Source organism: Wolbachia endosymbiont of Bemisia tabaci (genome assembly GCF_003999585.1).
Classification (GTDB): domain Bacteria; phylum Pseudomonadota; class Alphaproteobacteria; order Rickettsiales; family Anaplasmataceae; genus Wolbachia.
In genome coordinates, this window is the sequence record NZ_CP016430.1 from 922,686 (window position 1) to 942,426 (window position 19,741).

Sequence of the window (19,741 nt, forward strand, 5' to 3'; positions counted from 1 at the left end):
GTATATTGAAATGTTTGTTCCCAAAAAGAGTAAATATAAAAAGGTATTTAAGGGGAGAATCAAGGGTAATACTAAGGGTGGTAGCACGCTGTCTTTTGGAGATTATGGATTAAAAGCTATGGAAGTAGGTAAGGTTCAGTCTAAGCATATTGAAACTGCAAGGCGCGTAATATCTAGAACGTTAAAACGCTCTGGTAAAGTGTGGATAAGAATTTTTCCTGATACCCCGGTTAGTAAAAAGCCAGCAGATGTACGTATGGGTAAAGGGAAAGGTAGTGTTGAATTTTGGGTATTTAAAGCTAAGCCCGGTAGGGTTTTGTTTGAAATTAGTAGTGATGTTCCCATGCATTTAGCAAGATTGGCGCTTGAAAAAGCGACTGCTAAGCTTCCTATGAAGTGTAAATTTATATCTAATCATAATTGAACGGAGTTGTAATGGATATAGTTAAATTTGAATCAGAATCTTCACAAGGATTACATCAACTTCTTGTGAATTTGAGGAAAGAATTTGTTAATTTGTCTTTTTTTCAAAAAAAGCTGGGCCAGTGCAATAATTTTTCGCGTTTTAGCTCAATAAGAAAGAGCATAGCTCGTAGTCTAACTGTATTAAATAGAAGAAAGAGAGAGGGAAAAAATGCCTAAGAAGGTTTTTTGTGGTGTCGTAACTAATGCTGAGTTTGATAAGACTGTAAAGGTTTCGGTGTTACAAGTGTATAAGGATAGGCTGTATAAAAAAGTTATTAAAAAATACAAGAAGTATACAGCACATGATGAGAATAATAGTTGCAAAAAGGGAGATAGGGTTTTAATACAGGAACATAAGCCTATTTCTGTTACTAAAAAATGGGTTGTTATTAATAGCTAAAATGGAATAGATATTTATATGATTCAAAAAAATACATTATTAGAAGTAGCTGATAATTCTGGTGCGCGTGCAGTGCTTTGTATTGGCTTGTTAGGTGGTAGGAAATCTGCATCTGTAGGTGATACGGTTATTATATCTACTAAGTCTATTAACCCAAAAGGTAAAGTTGAAAAAGGAAAAGTATATAAAGCAGTTGTTGTTAGAGTAAAAAATAGTGTTAAGAAATCTGATGGTTCTGTAATTCGTTTTTCTAGCAATGCTGTGGTTTTAATTAATGATCAAGGTGAACCACTTGGTACTCGGGTGTTTGGTCCAGTAAAAAAGTTATTATCTGGTTCTTTTATGAAAATAATGTCATTAGCTGATGAGGTTTTATAATGAGTGCTAAAATAAAAAGTGGTGATGATATTATAGTTTTAACTGGTAAAGATAAGAGAAAAATTGGTAAGGTAATCAAAGTTATAATACGTGATGCTAAAAAGAAAGTAGTTGTTTCTGGCGTAAATGTGTGTAAGAGACATACTAAACCAAGAGCTGGTAGTGGTGGTGGTATATTGAATAAAGAGTTAGCTATTGATGTATCTAATGTTGCAATATTGGATCCTAAGTGTAAAACTCCAACTAAAGTAGGATTTAAGATTATAGATGGTAGAAAAGTGCGTTTTGCAAAAGTTTCTGGAGAAGTGATAGATTAGGTTGATATGTTTAGACAATTGTATAAAGATAATATAGTAAAATCCTTAAAGGATAAGTTTAATTACGGCAATGTAATGCAAGTGCCTAAACTTGTCAAGGTGTGTATCAATATGGGCGTTGGAGATGCTGCTACGGACAATAAAGCGATAAATGAGCCATTTGATAATCTACATTTGATTGCTGGGCAAAAGCCTGTGTTAACCTTTGCAAAAAAATCTATTTCTGGTTTCAAAATTAGAAAAGGTGCAACTGTAGGTTGTAAAGTGACTTTGCGTAGAAATAAAATGTATGAATTCTTAGAAAGATTAATATATATTGCTTTGCCAAGGGAAAAAGATTTTAGAGGGTTTAGTGTGAAGCAATTTGATGGTCATGGTAATTTTTCCTTTGGTATCAAGGAGCATATATCATTTTTAGAAATAGACTATGATAAAATAAGTAAAATTAGGGGTATGGATATTAATATTATAACGACTGCAGTTAGTGATAAGGAAGCAAAGGAATTATTACTGGCTCTTAAATTCCCTTTTTTTGATAATTGAGAGAAAATATATATGGCAAAAAAATCCATGATACAGAAGAATCTTCGTAGAATAAAGTTATGCGATCAGTATAGGGAGAGAAGGGAAGAATTAAAATCTATAATGAATAATAAGGATTTATCTATTACAAAAAGGTTTGCAGCTCAAAGTAAGCTGATTAAAAAATTGCCTAGAGATTCTTCTAAAATCAGAATTAGGAATAGATGCGCTTTAACTGGTAGGCCGAGAGCAGTATATAGAAAATTTGGTTTATGTAGGATTGTTTTACGTGATTTGTGTTCTTTTGGACAAGTTCCAGGGGTTACAAAATCTAGTTGGTAAATGTGATATAAGGAGTGTAATAGTGTCGTTATCTGATAGTATTGGTGATTTTTTAACAAGAATACGTAATGCTCAATTGGCAATGCATAGGGAAACAAGAGTCCTATTCTCTAAAGTGAATTCTTCTATATTGAAGATCTTAAAAGAGGAAGGCTATATTCTTAATTATAAAAAGCAAGAGAGTGATAGTGTCCCTTCGCTTGTTGTGCAGTTGAAGTATTATGATAAATCACCTGTGATTAATGATATAGCTAGGGTATCAAAGCCCGGTTGTCGTTGTTATTCTAAGTGTAAGGACATTTCTAAAGCATATAATGGTCTTGGAATTTTTATTATATCTACGCCGAAAGGAGTGATGACCGATCATAATGCACGTAGATTAAAAGTTGGTGGAGAAGTTTTGTGTCGTGTATTTTAAATGATAGGAGAAATGTATGTCTCGTATAGGTGCCGCACCTATCAATATTCCTGCTGATCTTTCAGTTGAATATAATGATGGTAGGGTATTAATAAGAAGTGTTAGGGCAGAAAAAGAGCTGAACTTGTGTAGTGGCATTCTGTGTCAGATAGTTGATAATCAATTGTTACTTTCTGTTGATCAAGGCAGGGATGATTATGATAAAATAAAATCTATATGGGGCACTTATAGAAGTAATATTAATAACATGATTAACGGTATGGTTAATGATTTTTCTGTTGATCTTGAGATTAATGGTGTAGGGTATAAAGCAGAATGTGATGATAAGTATTTGACTTTATATCTTGGTTATAGTCATAATATTAAGTATAAAGTGCCTAAAGATGTTGAGATTAAGTGTATAAAGCCAACCCATTTAGTGATTTGCGGTATGGATAAGCAAAAAGTCTATATGGTGGCTTCTGATATATGCAAAATTAGAAAATATGATCCTTATAAAGGTAAGGGTATTGTAATAAAAGGCAAATTTATGCTGCGTAAGGTTGTAAATAAAAAGAAGTAATTAAAATGAAAAGATTGTATAATTTTTTAAGTAGCTATGAAAAAAGGAAACTTCGTAATAGAGCGAAGCTCGATAAGAGCGCTGGGCGTTTACGTATATCCATATTTAAGTCTAATAAACATTTTTACGTTCAGTTGATTAACGATGCAAAAGGAACAACCCTAGCTTCTGCTTCTACTTTGGATGATAAAATTAGGAATGTATGTAAAGGTAGGGTCAATGCTGAAACTATAAAACAGGTTTCTTCTTTATTGATTGAGCGTCTGTCTAGTACAAAATTGCAGCAGCGGTTCGTCTTTGATCGGGGGGCATATAAGTATACAGGATTGATTTCTCAATTTGCTGAAGCTTTAAGAAGCTCTGGATTTGAATTTTAGAAGGTTTGAAGTATGGCTGTAAAGAATTTACAAAATAATAATGATTTATCAGAACTTTTGGTTTCAGTCCGAAGGGTAACAACGGTTACTAAAGGTGGTAGAAGATTTTCATTTTCAACTTTGGTTGTTGTTGGTGATGGTAAGGGTAGGGTAGGATGTGGAATAGGTAAACACGCAGAGGTTGCTGAAGCAAGAGTGAAAGCTGTAAATGCTGCAAAGAAGTCGATGATTAGGGTGTACTTACGTGAAGGTAGAACTTTACATCATGATATTAAAGTTAAATTTTGTTCTGGTGAGATAGTTTTAAGAGCTGCAAGAGCTGGAACAGGTATTATTGCTGGTGGAGCAATGAGGTCGGTTTTTGAGGTATTAGGTATAAAGGATGTGGTAGCTAAGTCTACTAGATCAAATGATCCTCATAATATTATATGTGCAGTATTTAAGGCTTTTGATGTTATGTTATCTCCTCGCCAAGTGGCAGGTAAGAGGGGTAAAAAGATTAGTGAGATAGTTGGAAATAGGTAAAGTATGAATGATGCTGTAAAATTAAATTCTGTATTTACCAAATTATCTAAGAAAAAGAAGCCTAAATTATTAGGTAGAGGTATTGGTTGTGGTAAAGGTAAAACATCTGGTAGGGGGCATAAAGGGCAAAAAGCGAGAAATGGCGTTTCTATAAATGGTTTTGAAGGTGGACAGCAGTCTATATATACTCGTTTACCTAAAAGAGGTTTTAAGCCTATACGCAAAAACTTATACTCTATATTTAATGTTGGTGATGTACAGTGCTTAATGGAAGCTAAAAAAATAGTCAAGGATTCTATCATAGATAAGGAGCTACTGCATAAATTAGGTTTTATCAGATCTGTTAAAAGTAAAATCAAACTTCTTAATAAGGGTAAATTAAGCGAAAAATTTGTGTTTCATGTTGATTTTGCATCAGAAGCTGCAAAAAGATCTGTAGCTTCAGTTGGTGGTAGTGTAGAGATACTATCATGAATTATGAACAGTAAATTTGCATTTGATAGTTTGGGTTCTACGTTATTATATAAAACTGATTTACTAAAGCGTATATTTTTTACGCTGATGGCTTTAGTTTGTTATCGTTTAGGCACTTATGTTCCTATTCCTGGAATTAATCTTGATATAATCAATGATATATTTCCAAAAGAGAGTTCTGGTATTTTTGGAGTATTTAATTTATTTTCTGGTGGCGCTTTAGCTAGAATGACGATCTTGGCGTTAAACGTTATGCCATACATAGTTGCATCCATAGTTATGCAATTATTGTCTTCTGCCGTTAAAGGAATCAATGAAATTAAAAATGACGGAGAGTTGGGACGTCGAAAGATGAACTCTTATATACGCTATATGACTATAGTGTTTTGTATCTTTCAATCAATTACGATCTTAATAGGGTTAGAAAGAATGAATAGAGAAGGGGTATTAGTTGTAGTTGAACCTGGTATTATGTTTCGTACTATAGGTGTCTTTAGCCTTTTAGGTGGAACTATATTTTTAATATGGCTTGGTGAGCGGATCAGTGTGAGCGGTATAGGCAATGGTATCTCATTAATCATTTTTACTGGCATAACATCTGAATTACATAATGCTTTATCATCTCTGCTAACATTAAATAAAAATGGTAGTATGTCGTTTTTCATTACCCTTTTTGTTATAGCATTGTTTTTTTTACTGCTCCTTTTAGTCATTTTTATAGAATCTTCTTATAGAAAGGTAATTGTTCAATATCCCAAAAAACAGTTTAAAAAATTACATAATGATGATTTTACTTACATTCCATTGAAGATCAATTTATCTGGTGTAATACCAACTATTTTTGCTAACGCAATTTTATTAACGCCTATTTCAATTGCAAATTTCTATAAAGGTCATGCCATTGCTGATTTTATTTTAAACTACTTTATGGCAAATAAAGTGATGTACATTATAACTTACTTAATACTCATAGTACTTTTTAATTTTTTCTATACCAATTTTATATTTAATCCAGAGGAAAATGCTGATTTTCTTAGGAAAAATGGTGGTTTTATTCCTGGTAGAGGACCTGGAAAACATACTTCTGATTATCTTCAAGATATAGTTTTTAAATTAACATTTATTGGGTCTGCGTATTTGGTGGTAATATGTACTATACCTGAAATTATGAGGTATCATTATGATATACCATTTATTTTTGGTGGGACGAGCTTGCTGATTATAGTTAACGTTATTACTGATACTATTATGCAAGTACAATCTTATGTTTTTTCAAATAGGTACAATAGTTGGATAAAGAAATATGAGTCTAAAACAAGGAGAATAAAGTGATTATTACAATTTTTGGTCCTCCTGGCTCTGGTAAGGGTACTCAGTCCAGTTTGTTAATAGCAAAGTATAATTTTAAATTAGTTTCAGCAGGAGATTTATTAAGGAATATTATATCTAGTGGGAGTAAATTAGGTAAAGGAATAAAGGATACTGTTGAATCTGGTAATTTAATTCAAGATGAAGTTATATGTAAATTATTGTGTGACCAGCTTGCATTAATAGATGGTGATTTTTTGTTAGATGGTTTTCCAAGAAATTTAAATCAAGCTCATTTTTTAACTCAAGTTTTGCAAAAAAGATGCAATAGGGATGTTGATCTTGTAATTGAGTTGCAGCTTGACGATAATATTGCAATTGATAGATTAAAAGATCGTCTTACTTGTTTGGATTGTAAAAGTATATATAGTATATCTTCTTTTAAGAATACTACTTGTGCTAAATGTAAAAGTACGAGATTGGAGAAGAGAATTGATGATGCTAATATGCTTGCAATTAATAAGAGGATAAGAGAATATCATTCTCAGATAGAGGGTTTGCGCGAGTATTATAAGGAAAAGTTGTTAACAATTAACGCTAATTTGAGTGTTGATAGAGTAATGCAAGAGATTGAAAGTAAAATTTCTTGTAATTTGATTTGACTATAAGTTGTTTTATGGTATAAATTAAGAGTTATTATTAATAAAGTATCGAGGTATCAGTGGCACGTATTGCAGGCATAAATGTTCCGGTGAAGAAGTCTATTCCTTTTGCATTAACTTATATACATGGTATAGGTATTACTACTGCGAATATAATTTGTCGTAGCTGTAAAATTGATGAGCGTAAGCGTGTTTCAGAATTACAAGATGAAGATATAGAGAAAATTAGTAATTTTATTAGGCAAAAGTATGTCATAGAGGGTGAGCTCAGAAAAAAAGTGGCTATGGATATAAAATCTTTAATGGAAATCGGTTGCTATAGAGGATTAAGGCACAGAAAAGGTTTGCCTGTGAGGGGACAAAGAACCCATACTAATGCTAAAACTCGTAAAGGCAGATCTAAATTGCCTATTGCTGGAAAAAAATAAAATTTGTTATTATCGTGAGTTTTTATGAAAAAAGTTAAAACGGTTGGTAAGAATACAAAAAGGTTTATTACTGGTATTGTCCATATTCGTGCAACTTTTAATAATACTTTTGTAAATGTGACTGATGTTTGTGGTAATACGCTTTACCAGACTTCTGTTGGTGCATGTGGTTTTTCTGGTTCGAGAAAATCCACACCTTATGCTGCAGGTAAGGTTGCCGATTCTGCTGCGAAGAAAGTAATAGAGAGATTTGGTATGAAGGTTGTTTCTGTAATAATTCGTGGTCCTGGTTTTGGTGCAGAAGCTGCAGTTAAAGCACTTAGGAATTGTGGATTGACTGTCACTTCAATTGCAGATAAAACGGCGATACCTCATAATGGGTGTAGACTAAGGAAAAAAAGAAGAGTATAGGATATTTGGAAGGTTTTTGTATGTATTATAGTGATAATGTCTCTTTCTGTGGAAATTTAGATAGATTAACTAAGCCTAATGCGATTAAGGTAATATCAGGTGATTCAAGTAAAAAAGGTGATATAGTTCTAGAACCTTTGGAAAGTGGTTTTGCTTTAACGTTGGGTCATGCATTAAGGCGTGTAATGTTGTCTTCTCTTTGCGGTAGTGCTGTTTATGGAATAAAAATTGAAGGCGTGAATCATGAATTTACTTCGATCCAAGGAGTTAGGGAAGACATAACTGATATAGCATTAAATATGGGCATGTTGAGATGTAAGCTAAATAACACGTCTAATAAGTGCTTAAATTTGAGCGCTAAAGGGCCTTGTCAAGTATTAGCTGGAATGATAGAAACTGATGACCAATGCTCTATTGTTAATAAAGATTTGGTGATATGTACACTAGGTCAAGATGTGGAGCTTAACATTACTATATATGTTGCTAGCGGAAAAGGTTATCTTCCTGTAAATAAATATAAAGAAAATGAATTTTTAAAATTTATGAATGAACAAGATTTAATTGGTTTCATTCCAGTTAATGCTTTATATAGTCCTGTTGAGAGGGTTTCGTATAGAGTAGAGAATAGTCGTGTTGGTCAAGTTACTGATAAAGATAAGCTAATATTGTCAATTGAAACTGATGGTACAATCTCTCCAAGTCAAGCTGTTGACTATGCTGCAAGAATATTACAGGAGCAATTTCAGCCTTTTATTAGTTCTGATATGAGTTATAAAAAATCGCAGGTTTCTTTGTCTAGTGGTGCTAAAGATTTGGGCTATGATCCTGTTCTATTGCGTAAAGTAGATGAAATGGAATTATCTGTTAGATCTCATAACTGTCTGAAAAATGAAAATATCACTTATATAGGTGATCTTGTGCAAAAGACGGAAGTTGAAATGTTAAGAACTGCTAATTTTGGCCGAAAGTCTTTGAATGAAATCAAGTCAATTTTAAATAATTCAGGTTTGTCTTTGGGTATGAATATACCAAATTGGCCGCCTAAGGATATAGATGAACTGGCTAAACAACATACTGATGAGGATTAGGTAGTATATGAAACATGGAATAAAGAAAAATAAACTGTCTCGTTGTACCGAGCATAGGTTATCAATGTTAAAGAATCTATCTATCTCGTTAATTAATCATGAGCAGATTGTAACTACTTTACCAAAGGCTAAAGCACTTCGTCCATATGTGGAAAAGTTTATTACAATTGCTAAGAATAACGATTCTTTACATGGTAGAAGGCTTTTGCTTTCACGTCTTCATAATAGTAAGTTAGTAGTTGATAAATTATTAAGCGTTCTAGCTAATCGTTATCAAGACCGTAAAGGTGGATATTCTAGAATAATAAAATTTGGTACTCGAAAGGGTGATTGCGCTCCAATGGCAGTGATAGAGCTAGTTGATAGAGATATTTCAGCAAAAGGTGAGATTTATAGTAAAAATAAAAAAGGAAGCAAAGTAGTTACACAAAGCTAATTATTCTTTTTATGATAAGTAGGTTACGCTATTTTGTAGGTTACTTTGGAGAATTGTTAGTTTCGATATATTTAAAGCTGAAATTCTATAATGTTATAAAACGTCGCTTCCGTTGTAAGTTGGGTGAAATTGACTTAATTGTATCTAAAAAAAGGGAGCTGATTTTTATAGAAGTTAAAACAAGTTTATTTGGAAAAGAAGTACCGATATCTCATTTTCAGTGTCAGTCTATTATAAATTCTTCTAAATATTTCTTAAGTAAAAATCTTGATTTTTTAGATTATTCAGTCAGATATGATTTATGTTTTCTTTCCTTAAGGAGAAGACCTATTTATATAAAAAATGCTTGGATTGAACAATGGTAGCTTAAATAATTTAGATTTACTAGAACAGGTAATTGAATATGAAAAACAATAATTTAGTTTCATCTTATGCTAGAGCACTGTTTCATGTCTCAGGAAGCAGATTAGGTATTATAAGAAAAGAAGTAGAATTTTTGTTAGCTTTTTTTAAAGATCAAGATGTTTTTGTGTATCTATCTCATCCTATGGTTTCTCTTTTGCACAAAAAAGAAGCGATACTTTCTATAAAGGAGAACTTGAGTGAAAACTTAGTCAAATTTATTATGGTTACACTTGCAAACAAGCGCTCCCGTTTATTAATCCTTATACTAGAAAAATTCTTAAATCTTGTAAGGGAAAGTGAAAATGAATTGGAAATTACTATAAAATCAGCAGAGATTTTAAAGAAACCTGATATAAAAATAATTACTGAATCTTTGAACTTTCTTGGTAAAATAATAAAAGTCAGTCATGTGGTTGATCCTTCTATACTAGGTGGCTTTGTAGTTAGGTATGGTTTTAACTTGATTGATGCTTCGCTTAAGAGTTATTTGGATAGATTGGTTGATTTGAGTAAAATGGAAATGTTGAAAATAAGGAATTGTATATGAAGAATAGCATAAATGCCTCTGAAGTAGTAAACATAATAAAAGAGAAGGTTGAGACATTTGATAATCCTATAAAACGAGAAAATATAGGTGAAGTAATTTCAGTAACGGATGGTATCACATTGGTCTATGGGCTGGAAAAAGCAAAGTTTGGTGAAAAGGTATCTTTTGTAAGCGGTGTAGAAGGAATAGTTCTTGATTTAGATCATGATACAGCTGGAATAGTTGTGCTTGGCAATGACCGTGATGTAAAAGAAGGGGACGTTGTAAAATGTAGTGGTGATGTTGTACAGGTGCCTGTAGGTCATGAATTATTAGGGAGAGTTGTAAATGCATTAGGCGATCCTATAGACGATGGCGGAGAAATTAGAGCCAAGAACAAAATGTATATAGAATCTAGAGCGCCAGGTATTATTGACCGTAAATCTGTGCATGAACCTCTGCAGACAGGAATTAAAATTATAGATTTGTTGATTCCTATAGGTAGAGGGCAACGTGAATTAATTATTGGCGATAGACAAATTGGTAAAACCACTATTGCGATTGATACTATTATCAATCAGAAGAAGATTAATGATGAGGTAAACGAAAATCAAAAAATTTACTGTGTTTATGTTGCTATTGGACAAAAAATTTCGACAGTAGCAAAAGTGGTGAATAAGCTAAAAGAAAGTGGAGCATTAGAGTATACAACTGTAGTTGTGGCTAGCGCATCTGACTGCGCGCCTATGCAATTTTTAGCACCTTATACCGGTTGCACTATTGGAGAATTTTTCCGTGATAATGGAATGCATTGCTTGGTGGTATATGATGATTTATCTAAGCATGCTGTGGCATATAGGCAGATGTCCTTGTTGCTCAGACGTCCTCCTGGTCGTGAAGCTTATCCTGGAGATATATTCTATGTACACTCTCGCTTGCTTGAAAGAGCTGCCAAAATGTCTGATGAAAAAGGACAGGGATCTTTGACTGCTTTGCCGATTATTGAGACTCAGGCTGGGGATGTATCTGCATATGTTCCAACTAATGTGATTTCAATTACCGATGGACAAATTTTTCTTGAGTCTGAATTGTTTCACAAAGGATTTCGCCCTGCAGTGAATATAGGTTTATCGGTTTCTCGGGTTGGCTCTGCTGCACAATTGAAATCTGTGAAAAAAGTTGCTGGTTCTATAAAGCTGGGTTTGGCCCAATATAGAGAACTGGAAGACTTTGCTAAATTTGGTTCTGATCTTGATGCTACTGTTCAATTGTCCTTAAACAAAGGTAAATACCTTATTGAATTATTAAAGCAAAAACAGTATTCACCTATGCAAATAGAAGAGCAAGTATTGCTTATGTATATCTTTTCTAATCTGTATGGTCAATTAAATAAGGTACAGGTGAGTAACATCAATAGGTTCGAGTGTGATCTTATCAATTATTTTCAAACTGTTCACCCTGGAGTTTTAAAAAAGTTGTCAGGTGACATGAATGATGATATAAAAGATGATGTTCTTGGTATTGTGAGTGATTTTGTCACTCAATTTAATTGCGTTTAGGCGGTGATTATGACTTCATCCATTGTTAACAAGTTTCCTATTACAAGGGAAGGTTTTGAGAGTATGCAAGTCGAACTTGAGAAATTAAAGGAAGAAAAACCTTCTATCATACAGGCTATTTCTGATGCTCGTGATCAAGGCGATTTATCTGAAAATGCAGAATATCATGCAGCACGGGAAAGATTAAGTTTTATTGAAGGCCGCATAATTGAGGTAGAAAGTAAACTTTCACATGCAGAAGTGATAGAAGTAAAAAATTTGTCTGGTGATACAGTAATGTTTGGTGCAACTGTTACGGTAAGCATGCTCGGTGATGATAACAGTGAAATTGAATATGTTTATAAGATTGTAGGTGGGTATGAAGCTGATGCTTCAAAGCAGTTGATCTCTACGGATTCACCACTCGGTAGTGCTTTAATTGGCAAAAAAGTTGGTGATTATGTGGAAGTGATAGTGCCAAATGGAGAGAAATTGTATAAAATAGTTAAGATTGAGTTTAAGTAAATCATGGTACAAGTAACTTATCCTTCAATTGATCTGTCTCTCATTTCTTCTGTGGAAGATATATTAGAGGATGTGCGTTCCGGTAAATTATTCATTTTAGTTGATAATGAAAATAGAGAGAATGAAGGTGATTTGGTTGTTTTAGCTGAAAAGGTGAAACCAGAACATATTGCTTTTATGGTTAGGTATGGCACTGGTATTGTGTTTTTAGCTATGACAAAGTTTTACATGAATAAACTTAGCCTTGAATTTATGAAGAGAAGTAATGTAGATGAAGCACTTATTCCTCACACTGCATTTACTACGTCAATCGATGCTCGTTATGGTATTACAACGGGTGTTTCTGCTCATGATAGAACGCATACGATACTTACCGCTATTGATAGAAAAAGTACTAAGGATGATATTATTACCCCTGGTCATGTTTTTCCTATTATTGCAAGTGAGGGCGGGGTTTTAGCACGCAACGGTCATACTGAGGCAAGTGTTGAGATAGCAAAATTGGTTGGATCTAGTCATGCGGCTGTAGGATGTGAATTAGTGAATGATGATGGCTCTATGATGCGCTTACCCCAGTTGCTTGAATTTGCTGAACAACACAAAATTAAGTTAACTACCATTGATAAACTTATCAGTTACGTTCAAAATTTAAACTAGCGTTTATAAATTCGTATAGTTTAAATGTTAAAATGTAAAATTCCTAAAAGTTATACAAACAAGGAACTTCCATGTCTAAGCTTTTTGTTTTACTATTTTTTTTCGTATACTGTAATAGCGCTTACTCTGTTAGTATTATTAGAGATAGTGAAGTGGAAGCGGTAGTTAAGGATCTAGCGCAACCTTTATTTTCTGCTGCGGGTATTGATAATGATAAAATAAAAGTTTTTATAGTTGATGATAGATCGATTAATGCTTTTGTAATTAACAATAATAGCATTTTCATTCATTTAGGGCTTTTACAATATTCGACTCAACCTTATGTCTTACTTGGTATATTAGCACATGAAATTGCTCATATATCTGCTGGTCATATATTACAAATGAGTAGTGCTGTAGGTTATTTTCAATCAATAGCAATGATTAGTTATATGGTAGGATTAGTTTCTAGTATTGTTATTAACCCTCAGGTTGCGAGTGCAATCTTGCTTAGTGGTGTAACGCTTAGTTCAAGGTTGTTTTTTAACTATTCTCAAGAGCAAGAGAGTGTAGCAGATAGCTATGCTTTAAGATACCTAGATGAATCTGGCTATGATAATTTTGGCATGAAAGAGATTTTTGACTATTTTAAGAGTATTGAGCATGAAAACACTGAAGAGTATTTCCGCACTCACCCACTTAGTGATAAGCGTATATTTGCTGTACAGAATTATAAGGTTAAAAACAATATAAAACCAATCCTTGCAGATAAATTGCTGAAGTTTGAGCGTATGGTTGCAAAGCTAGACTCTTTCTTTGCTCCTATTCATGTGTTATCTAATAAATATGAAGGTAGTTCTAAGTATGTAAATGCTGTAATTCACTATAGGCAAGGAAAGATAGAAGAGGCTATTACTAAAGTTAATTCATTGATTCAAGAGTCACGCAATGATCCGTATTTATATGATGAATTAAAAGCAGAGATTTTATACAAAGCTGGAAATTTAAGTGAAGCAATAAAAATGTATGAAGAATCACTTAGATATTTATCTGAGAAGAATAACTATTTAGTGAAACTTGCGTTATCTCATACTTTGTTATTACACGGTAACATAGAGAAGGCAATTTTTTACCTGGAGCAGATTGCAAGCGTAGAAGCAAATAACGCTTTTGTCTGGAAGTATTTAAGTATTGCATATAAACGTAGCGCTGATACGGCAATGCATTATTTTGCTTTGACAAAAAAGGCTTGTATTGAAGGTAATTTAAAGAAATTTATGAAGTACGCTGAGTTAGCTGTTAAAACTTTACCGCAAGATAGCTCTTACTTGCTGCAAATTGAAGATATGAAGCAACAATACAAACAAAAACACGCTGACTTTTAGGATTATTTTGCACACTTATCCAACATATCTTCTGCTTCAGTACTTATATTGGGTATAATTTTCGTTATAATCGTTTTGGCGCCAAAAAATACACCACAAAACATACCTAAGGCAAAGAGAGCTGGCCATGGCATTCTACCAAATATTGCAAGCAAAGCTGCACCTATTATGACTACAGTCATAAGTGGTCCGCCTATTCCCCAAACGTAACTAATAATGTTGCATATTACTTGGGCAGTTGTATCTTCTATATTGCTAGCAGCACTTGCGTAATCTGAGAAAGAGAGAAACAACACTATACATAAAGCATCAAAAAACTTTTTTATTATATAGCTCATTCTTTTGCCTCCAAGTAATAAACTAGTGTGAATCTAAATTTATATATATATTTATTTTAGGGTAAAACTCATAGTTTGTCCATAAATAAGTGTTGCTACATAAATAGCCCACCATTGATGTTAAGCACATGCCCCGTTATATATCTTGCTTCGTCGCTTGCTAAAAACAATACCCCTGCTGCTATTTCTTTCCCTGTTCCCATTCTTTTCATTGGAATATTATCTAATACTTTTTCTTTTTGTTTTTCATTTAAAACTTCAGTCATCTTAGTATCTATAAACCCAGGAGCAATGCAATTTACTGTTACACCGCGACTTGCAACTTCTTTTGCTATAGATTTACTCATGGCTATTATCCCAGCTTTAGAAGCTGCATAATTTGCTTGCCCGGCATTTCCTGTCAATCCTACTATTGAGGAAATATTTATGATTCTTCCCCAATTATTTTTAATGAATTTCTTGCATGCTTCTCTATTTAGCTTAAATGTAGAACTCAAATTAATATCAATCACCTTTTGCCATGATTCATCTTCTGTCATTCTCAACAATAAGCTGTCTTGTGTAATTCCTGCATTGCATATGAGTCCATCAAAGCCTTTCATCAACTCACTTGCTTTATTTATTAGTTGATTTACCTCTTCAGGATTTGATAAGTCGCAAGGAAGTACGTGAATGTTTTTTTCATATTTTTTAGCAACTTCTTCGAGTATTTCTTTTTTTGTACTAGAAATACATAAAGTTGCTCTGGCCTTATGCATAATTTCTACAATTGCCTGGCCTATTCCGCCTGATGCACCAGTAATCAGAAATTTCTTATTCTCTAATCCAAACATAATAATTTTTATTTGTTCCAGCTCTTAACAGAATATTAAAAGACTTGCAATAGATTTTTTCATAACTTTCATTTAATAGAAGCTTCTTGACAAATCTTGTATTTACTGGCGAAGTTATGGCGGCTGCATGCCTTTTTTATTTTTTCTATTCAGCCTAATCGCGCTTCGTTTAAGCGTTAGCACATTATCAATTACAGTAATAAAATTAGCACCATGTGGATTCTTTTGCCTTTTTTTTGATTGGTAAATTTCTTAACACTTATAGCTAAAGTAATTTAAGAGAGCCAGCGCGTGACTAGTTCTTATTACTTGATCAGTCTTCTGGATCCCAGTGTTTGGGCACTGGGATGACAGGAGTGTGAGATAAGGCTACATTCATACTCCAACAGGTATGACGGTGTCATTCCAGCACTTGATGCTGGAATGGCTTTGTTGCACCACTCAAGGAAAGAACAGGCAGTTACTGATGGAATTTGTTATAAAATAGATATTTAGCCGACAAAGGAAAAATATGCCAATAAGAATGAAAGTCAGTAACTGCAATGAATATAACAAATTTCTTCAAGAAAGGGGAAATGTTTTTCATTATATCAACGATGCCATTGAAAATTGGTACGAAAATAGTCCAAAAGTAGCAGGTGGCAACAATGTCTACAGCGACAAAGTAGTGATTCTAATTCACATAATAACCTATCTATTCAGGATTGGTCTTAGGCAAACAGTGGGATTTATAGAGAAATATCTTGAGCAAATAGGGAAAATTTTGCAAATTATCAGCTATTCGCAGGCTTCAAGAAGGTTTAAAAAGCTTAATATCAAAATCAACGACTGCAGAGTTGATAAGAACGATATGGAAGATATTGAAATTGCTATAGATAGTACAGGTATCAGCATCTACAATAATATTCCAGGCCATAGTAAGGCAAATGGTACAGATAGAAAGTATCGCCGCTATGAGCAAACAAGATGTAATGCTAGAGATAGGTAGTAAAAAAGTTATAGCTGCAAAATACAGTAGTGGAGTTTATTCCGACCACTATGGAGCCTGTGATCTTATTGAAAGAGTGGATACCAAGTATAACATAAGCACGATATATGCAGATAGATCGAAAGAAGTTATACAAACTGTGCGATGAGCTTAACATAAAGACAAGGATTCCTCCGCAAAATAATGCAGTAGAGCATCCAAAGTTCTATTATATGAATGAGAGAAATTCTACAATCAAGCTCATAAAGTCATATGATGAAGATGGTATGAAGAGGTGGAAAAAAGAGATAAATTATTGGAAGAGATCTTATATAGAAAGTTTTTTCTCGCGACTGAAGCAAATATTTGGATTTAGTTTTAGGAATAAATCTGAGATTAATCGTGAGAAGGAACTGCTACTCAAGTGTTATTTGCTTAACAAATTTACTGAAATAGGCATGGCTAAGTTTGATATAGCTTCATGAATTTATTATACATTACCCACTATCCGAAGAGCTGTGCAACAAAGCCCACTGGAATCCAGTTTTAATCCAGAAGTCTTTACTATAAATAAGCATATTGAGCACAAAATTATGCTAAAATACAACTTTTTTGTTGAGATTATGGACGAACTGGATTCCATCGTCATGCGCTGGAATTATATCATAGAGGTCATTGAGATGACAGACTTGAATGACAATAGGGACACTAGAATGAAAGGGAGAGAGGCTATTTAATTGTGCTGAATTTTACAAAATTTATTACTCCTGCCTGACAAATTTATTAGAATAGTATGTATATTAGTGAAAATCCGAAAAAAATGCAAGAAAAGTTAATATATTACTTTAGCCAAAGCAATTGTGAAGGCAATGCAGCAATGAGAAATCTACTAGGAGGGAAGGGAGCAAATCTGGCAGAGATGTGTAACATTGGCATTCCTGTTCCACCTGGTTTTACAATTTCCACTGCTGTTTGTCAGGCCTATTGCCAAGATAATGAATTGTTTAACGGCCTACGTAACGAGATAAAAAACTACATGGCGATGCTCGAAAGTGACATCAGTTGTAAATTCGGGGATTCAAATAATCCTTTATTAGTTTCCATACGCTCTGGTAGTGTGAATTCAATGCCGGGCATGCTCGATACAGTCCTAAATGTTGGCCTAAATGATGCAACCGTTGTTGGTCTTGCAAAAAAAAGTGGCGAACGTTTTGCTTACGATAGCTACTGCCGTTTCATCATGATGTACTCGAATGTTGTACTACAGCTTGACCACAACCTATTTCAAGACATTATTGATAGTGAACAGCAAAAAAGTGGAGCAAAAAGCTTAGCTGATCTTGATGTTGATGTTTTAAAGGGGATTGTTAATGATTTCAAAGATGTAGTATATGAGAAAATAGGAAAAAATTTCCCGCAGAACGTTGAAGAACAGTTACTCAATTCAGTAAATGCAGTGTTTTCTTCTTGGCAAAATGATAGAGCTGTTTCCTATAGAAAAATAAATAATATTCCTGAAAACCTTGGAACTGCAGTTAATGTACAAGCAATGGTTTTTGGTAATCTGAATGATAATTCAGCAACTGGTGTGATATTTACAAGGAATCCTTCAACTGGAGAAAAAAAGCTTTTTGGTGAGTTTTTAGTTAATGCTCAGGGTGAGGATGTGGTTTCTGGTGTTTATACTCCTATGCCAATTGACGGGGAGCAAGAAAACACTATGGAGAAGTTGCTACCAAGTGTCTACGGCGAATTATGCTCGGTATGTGAAAAACTTGAAAGGCATAATAAGGACATGCAGGATATCGAATTTACTGTACAGGACGGTAAGTTATGGATTTTGCAGACTAGGTCTGGTAAGCGCACAGCCGAAGCTGCTATTCGCATAATAGTTGATATGGTAAACGAAGGAGCGATTACAAAAGAGGAAGGAATATTGAGAATTGACCCAAAAACCTTTGACAATTTATTGCATCCAGTTCTTGATGTTAAAATTGATCAAGAAGTAGTAGGAAGAGGGTTACCAGCTTCTCCAGGTGTTGCTTCTGGATATATAGTATTCAGTGCAAGTGATGCTGAAAAAGCTGCAGAGCAGGGTAAAAAAGTAATTTTGGTGAGATCAGAGACGAGCCCTGAAGATATTAATGGAATGAATGCTGCAAGTGGAATAGTGACAGCGCGAGGAGGTATGACCTCCCATGCCGCTGTTGTAACTCGTGGAATGGGTAAACCATGCATTTGTAGTCTAAATGGACTTTATATTGATAAAGATGAAAAATTTCTTTCTATGGGGGATATAAAAGTAAATAAAGGTGAATCAATCACCATCAATGGAGGAACAGGAGAGGTTATGCTTGGTATTCTCCCTACAATTTTGCCTGAATTATCGCAAGAGTTCAAAACGATAATTAACTGGGTAGATAAAATCAAAACAGTGAAGGTGAGAGCGAATGCTGATACTCCAAAAGATGCAAAAATTGCAAAAGAATTCGGTTCAGAAGGTATAGGGTTATGTCGCACAGAACATATGTTTTTTGCTAGTGATAGAATCGAATTCATTCAAAAATTGATAATAGCTGATGATGAAAATGAAAGGGCAAATGCATTAAATAAACTCGAAGAAATGCAAAAGTCTGATTTCAAAGAAATATTTTCTATTACGGAGGGCAAGGAAGTCACTATACGGTTGCTTGATCCGCCTTTGCATGAGTTTTTACCCCATAATCAATCTATTATAGAGAAAATTGCCAGATCACTGAATAAGTCAGTTGAATCGGTAAAAAATAAAATAGTACAGTTATCAGAAAAAAATCCAATGCTTGGCCATCGAGGGTGTAGGCTTGCTATTTCTCATCCTGAAATATATAAAATGCAGATTAGGGCAATACTCAGTGCTGCAAGTGAATTAAGGAAAGAAAAAAAGATAGAAGTGAAACCTGAAATCATGATTCCTTTTATCATGAGCGAGAGAGAGTTTGTTCTGATATGCGAGTTAGTAAAGAAAGAAGCTAAAAATTTCGATGTGAATTATTCAATCGGAACGATGATAGAACTGCCAAGAGCAGCACTTATTGCTGACAAACTCGCAAAACACGCAGAATTTTTTAGTTTTGGCACTAATGATTTAACACAAGCAACTATGGGACTTTCACGAGATGATTCAGTTAATTTCCTCGATTCTTATAAGGAAAGCAACATATTCAAAAACGATCCCTTTGAGGTGCTAGATGTCGAAGGGGTAGGGGAATTAATCAGAATAGCTATCGAAAGGGGCAAAAAAACCAGAAAAGAAATTAAACTTGGTATATGTGGAGAGCATGGAGCGAATCCACAGTCCATAGAGTTTTTCATCAAATCAGGGGTTGATTATGTGTCATGCTCGCCCTATAGAGTACCGGTTGCAAAATTAGTGGCAGCACAGCTTAGCATAAGTTTGTTGGGCAGCACAACTGTACGAACATAGATTTCGCTAACA

General features: G+C 33.9%; 28 protein-coding genes and 1 pseudogene. 27 read left to right on the forward strand and 2 right to left on the reverse strand.

Annotation, left to right across the window (positions count from 1 at the left end; translation table 11 throughout):
• Nucleotides 1-10 precede the first annotated feature (10 nt).
• The 24 genes from rplP (at nt 11) to BBB02_RS04590 (ending at nt 14,128) form a co-directional block, all read left to right on the forward strand.
• On the forward strand, nt 11-424 hold the full coding sequence (gene rplP, locus BBB02_RS04475; RefSeq protein ID WP_127464111.1) for a 50S ribosomal protein L16: 414 nt from the start codon (nt 11-13) through the stop codon (nt 422-424).
• An 11-nt stretch (nt 425-435) separates the two neighbouring features.
• Nucleotides 436-642, forward strand: a complete 207-nt coding sequence (rpmC, locus tag BBB02_RS04480; RefSeq protein WP_127464112.1) for a 50S ribosomal protein L29 — start codon at nt 436-438, stop codon at nt 640-642.
• Nucleotides 635-865, forward strand: coding sequence for a 30S ribosomal protein S17 (gene rpsQ / locus BBB02_RS04485; protein ID WP_127464113.1), 231 nt, complete (start codon nt 635-637; stop codon nt 863-865). The genes rpmC and rpsQ overlap by 8 nt, the downstream gene beginning before the upstream one ends.
• 18 nt (nt 866-883) lie before the next feature.
• Nucleotides 884-1,243 carry a 50S ribosomal protein L14 gene (gene rplN / locus BBB02_RS04490; RefSeq protein ID WP_006012242.1) on the forward strand — a complete coding sequence of 120 codons (360 nt, stop codon included), beginning with the start codon at nt 884-886 and terminating at the stop codon, nt 1,241-1,243.
• Nucleotides 1,243-1,560 carry a 50S ribosomal protein L24 gene (gene rplX / locus BBB02_RS04495; protein WP_010404700.1) on the forward strand — a complete coding sequence of 106 codons (318 nt, stop codon included), beginning with the start codon at nt 1,243-1,245 and terminating at the stop codon, nt 1,558-1,560. Before rplN ends, rplX begins: the two co-directional genes overlap by 1 nt.
• 6 nt (nt 1,561-1,566) lie before the next feature.
• Nucleotides 1,567-2,103 (forward strand): 50S ribosomal protein L5, encoded by a 537-nt coding sequence (rplE, locus tag BBB02_RS04500; RefSeq protein WP_127464114.1) that lies wholly within the window; start codon nt 1,567-1,569, stop codon nt 2,101-2,103.
• Between the two features lie 12 nt (nt 2,104-2,115).
• Nucleotides 2,116-2,424, forward strand: coding sequence for a 30S ribosomal protein S14 (gene rpsN / locus BBB02_RS04505; RefSeq protein WP_017532494.1), 309 nt, complete (start codon nt 2,116-2,118; stop codon nt 2,422-2,424).
• 22 nt (nt 2,425-2,446) lie between these two features.
• Complete coding sequence (gene rpsH / locus BBB02_RS04510) at nt 2,447-2,842, forward strand: 30S ribosomal protein S8 (RefSeq protein ID WP_127464115.1); 396 nt, start codon at nt 2,447-2,449, stop codon at nt 2,840-2,842.
• Nucleotides 2,843-2,858: 16 nt separating this feature from the next.
• Nucleotides 2,859-3,404: a 50S ribosomal protein L6 gene (rplF, locus tag BBB02_RS04515; protein WP_127464116.1), complete on the forward strand. Its 546-nt coding sequence runs from the start codon at nt 2,859-2,861 to the stop codon at nt 3,402-3,404.
• Nucleotides 3,405-3,409: 5 nt separating this feature from the next.
• Nucleotides 3,410-3,781 (forward strand): 50S ribosomal protein L18, encoded by a 372-nt coding sequence (gene rplR, locus BBB02_RS04520; RefSeq protein WP_127464117.1) that lies wholly within the window; start codon nt 3,410-3,412, stop codon nt 3,779-3,781.
• A 12-nt stretch (nt 3,782-3,793) separates the two neighbouring features.
• Nucleotides 3,794-4,306: a 30S ribosomal protein S5 gene (rpsE, locus tag BBB02_RS04525; protein WP_127464118.1), complete on the forward strand. Its 513-nt coding sequence runs from the start codon at nt 3,794-3,796 to the stop codon at nt 4,304-4,306.
• A gap of 3 nt (nt 4,307-4,309) precedes the next feature.
• On the forward strand, nt 4,310-4,780 hold the full coding sequence (rplO, locus tag BBB02_RS04530; RefSeq protein WP_127464119.1) for a 50S ribosomal protein L15: 471 nt from the start codon (nt 4,310-4,312) through the stop codon (nt 4,778-4,780).
• A 3-nt stretch (nt 4,781-4,783) separates the two neighbouring features.
• The gene (gene secY, locus BBB02_RS04535) at nt 4,784-6,112 is read left to right on the forward strand and encodes a preprotein translocase subunit SecY (RefSeq protein ID WP_127464120.1); all 1,329 of its coding nucleotides are present in this window, start codon (nt 4,784-4,786) and stop codon (nt 6,110-6,112) included.
• Nucleotides 6,109-6,750 carry an adenylate kinase family protein gene (locus BBB02_RS04540; protein ID WP_127464121.1) on the forward strand — a complete coding sequence of 214 codons (642 nt, stop codon included), beginning with the start codon at nt 6,109-6,111 and terminating at the stop codon, nt 6,748-6,750. Before secY ends, BBB02_RS04540 begins: the two co-directional genes overlap by 4 nt.
• Nucleotides 6,751-6,809: 59 nt before the next feature.
• On the forward strand, nt 6,810-7,178 hold the full coding sequence (gene rpsM, locus BBB02_RS04545) for a 30S ribosomal protein S13 (protein WP_127464122.1): 369 nt from the start codon (nt 6,810-6,812) through the stop codon (nt 7,176-7,178).
• 24 nt (nt 7,179-7,202) lie between these two features.
• The gene (gene rpsK / locus BBB02_RS04550; protein WP_006012273.1) at nt 7,203-7,589 is read left to right on the forward strand and encodes a 30S ribosomal protein S11; all 387 of its coding nucleotides are present in this window, start codon (nt 7,203-7,205) and stop codon (nt 7,587-7,589) included.
• A gap of 20 nt (nt 7,590-7,609) precedes the next feature.
• Nucleotides 7,610-8,677, forward strand: a complete 1,068-nt coding sequence (locus BBB02_RS04555; protein ID WP_127464123.1) for a DNA-directed RNA polymerase subunit alpha — start codon at nt 7,610-7,612, stop codon at nt 8,675-8,677.
• A gap of 7 nt (nt 8,678-8,684) precedes the next feature.
• Nucleotides 8,685-9,113, forward strand: coding sequence for a 50S ribosomal protein L17 (gene rplQ, locus BBB02_RS04560; protein ID WP_010404731.1), 429 nt, complete (start codon nt 8,685-8,687; stop codon nt 9,111-9,113).
• An 11-nt stretch (nt 9,114-9,124) separates the two neighbouring features.
• Nucleotides 9,125-9,478: a YraN family protein gene (locus BBB02_RS04565; RefSeq protein WP_127464124.1), complete on the forward strand. Its 354-nt coding sequence runs from the start codon at nt 9,125-9,127 to the stop codon at nt 9,476-9,478.
• A gap of 38 nt (nt 9,479-9,516) precedes the next feature.
• The gene (gene atpH / locus BBB02_RS04570) at nt 9,517-10,065 is read left to right on the forward strand and encodes an ATP synthase F1 subunit delta (protein ID WP_064085599.1); all 549 of its coding nucleotides are present in this window, start codon (nt 9,517-9,519) and stop codon (nt 10,063-10,065) included.
• Nucleotides 10,062-11,603, forward strand: coding sequence for a F0F1 ATP synthase subunit alpha (gene atpA, locus BBB02_RS04575; protein WP_127464125.1), 1,542 nt, complete (start codon nt 10,062-10,064; stop codon nt 11,601-11,603). Before atpH ends, atpA begins: the two co-directional genes overlap by 4 nt.
• Before the next feature lie 9 nt (nt 11,604-11,612).
• Nucleotides 11,613-12,107: a transcription elongation factor GreA gene (gene greA / locus BBB02_RS04580; RefSeq protein WP_127464126.1), complete on the forward strand. Its 495-nt coding sequence runs from the start codon at nt 11,613-11,615 to the stop codon at nt 12,105-12,107.
• Between the two features lie 3 nt (nt 12,108-12,110).
• Nucleotides 12,111-12,764 carry a 3,4-dihydroxy-2-butanone-4-phosphate synthase gene (gene ribB / locus BBB02_RS04585; RefSeq protein ID WP_127464127.1) on the forward strand — a complete coding sequence of 218 codons (654 nt, stop codon included), beginning with the start codon at nt 12,111-12,113 and terminating at the stop codon, nt 12,762-12,764.
• 71 nt (nt 12,765-12,835) lie between these two features.
• A complete protein-coding gene (locus BBB02_RS04590) occupies nt 12,836-14,128 on the forward strand; it encodes a M48 family metalloprotease (RefSeq protein WP_127464128.1) in 1,293 nt (430 codons plus the stop codon).
• Nucleotides 14,129-14,130: 2 nt separating this feature from the next.
• Here BBB02_RS04590 and BBB02_RS04595 read toward each other — a convergent pair whose 3' ends face one another.
• Nucleotides 14,131-14,466: a TrbC/VirB2 family protein gene (locus tag BBB02_RS04595; RefSeq protein WP_127464129.1), complete on the reverse strand. Its 336-nt coding sequence runs from the start codon at nt 14,464-14,466 to the stop codon at nt 14,131-14,133.
• Between the two features lie 95 nt (nt 14,467-14,561).
• The gene (gene fabG, locus BBB02_RS04600; RefSeq protein ID WP_127464130.1) at nt 14,562-15,299 is read right to left on the reverse strand and encodes a 3-oxoacyl-[acyl-carrier-protein] reductase; all 738 of its coding nucleotides are present in this window, start codon (nt 15,297-15,299) and stop codon (nt 14,562-14,564) included.
• 511 nt (nt 15,300-15,810) lie between these two features.
• On the opposite strand from fabG, the pseudogene BBB02_RS06855 reads away from it, so the two are divergent.
• The 3 genes and pseudogenes from BBB02_RS06855 (at nt 15,811) to ppdK (ending at nt 19,729) form a co-directional block, all read left to right on the forward strand.
• Nucleotides 15,811-16,751, forward strand: a pseudogene (locus BBB02_RS06855) (IS5 family transposase).
• A 108-nt stretch (nt 16,752-16,859) separates the two neighbouring features.
• Nucleotides 16,860-17,003, forward strand: a complete 144-nt coding sequence (locus BBB02_RS04620) for a hypothetical protein (protein ID WP_164741543.1) — start codon at nt 16,860-16,862, stop codon at nt 17,001-17,003.
• Nucleotides 17,004-17,059: 56 nt separating this feature from the next.
• Nucleotides 17,060-19,729, forward strand: coding sequence for a pyruvate, phosphate dikinase (gene ppdK / locus BBB02_RS04625; RefSeq protein WP_127464133.1), 2,670 nt, complete (start codon nt 17,060-17,062; stop codon nt 19,727-19,729).
• The last annotated feature ends 12 nt before the right edge of the window (nt 19,730-19,741 follow it).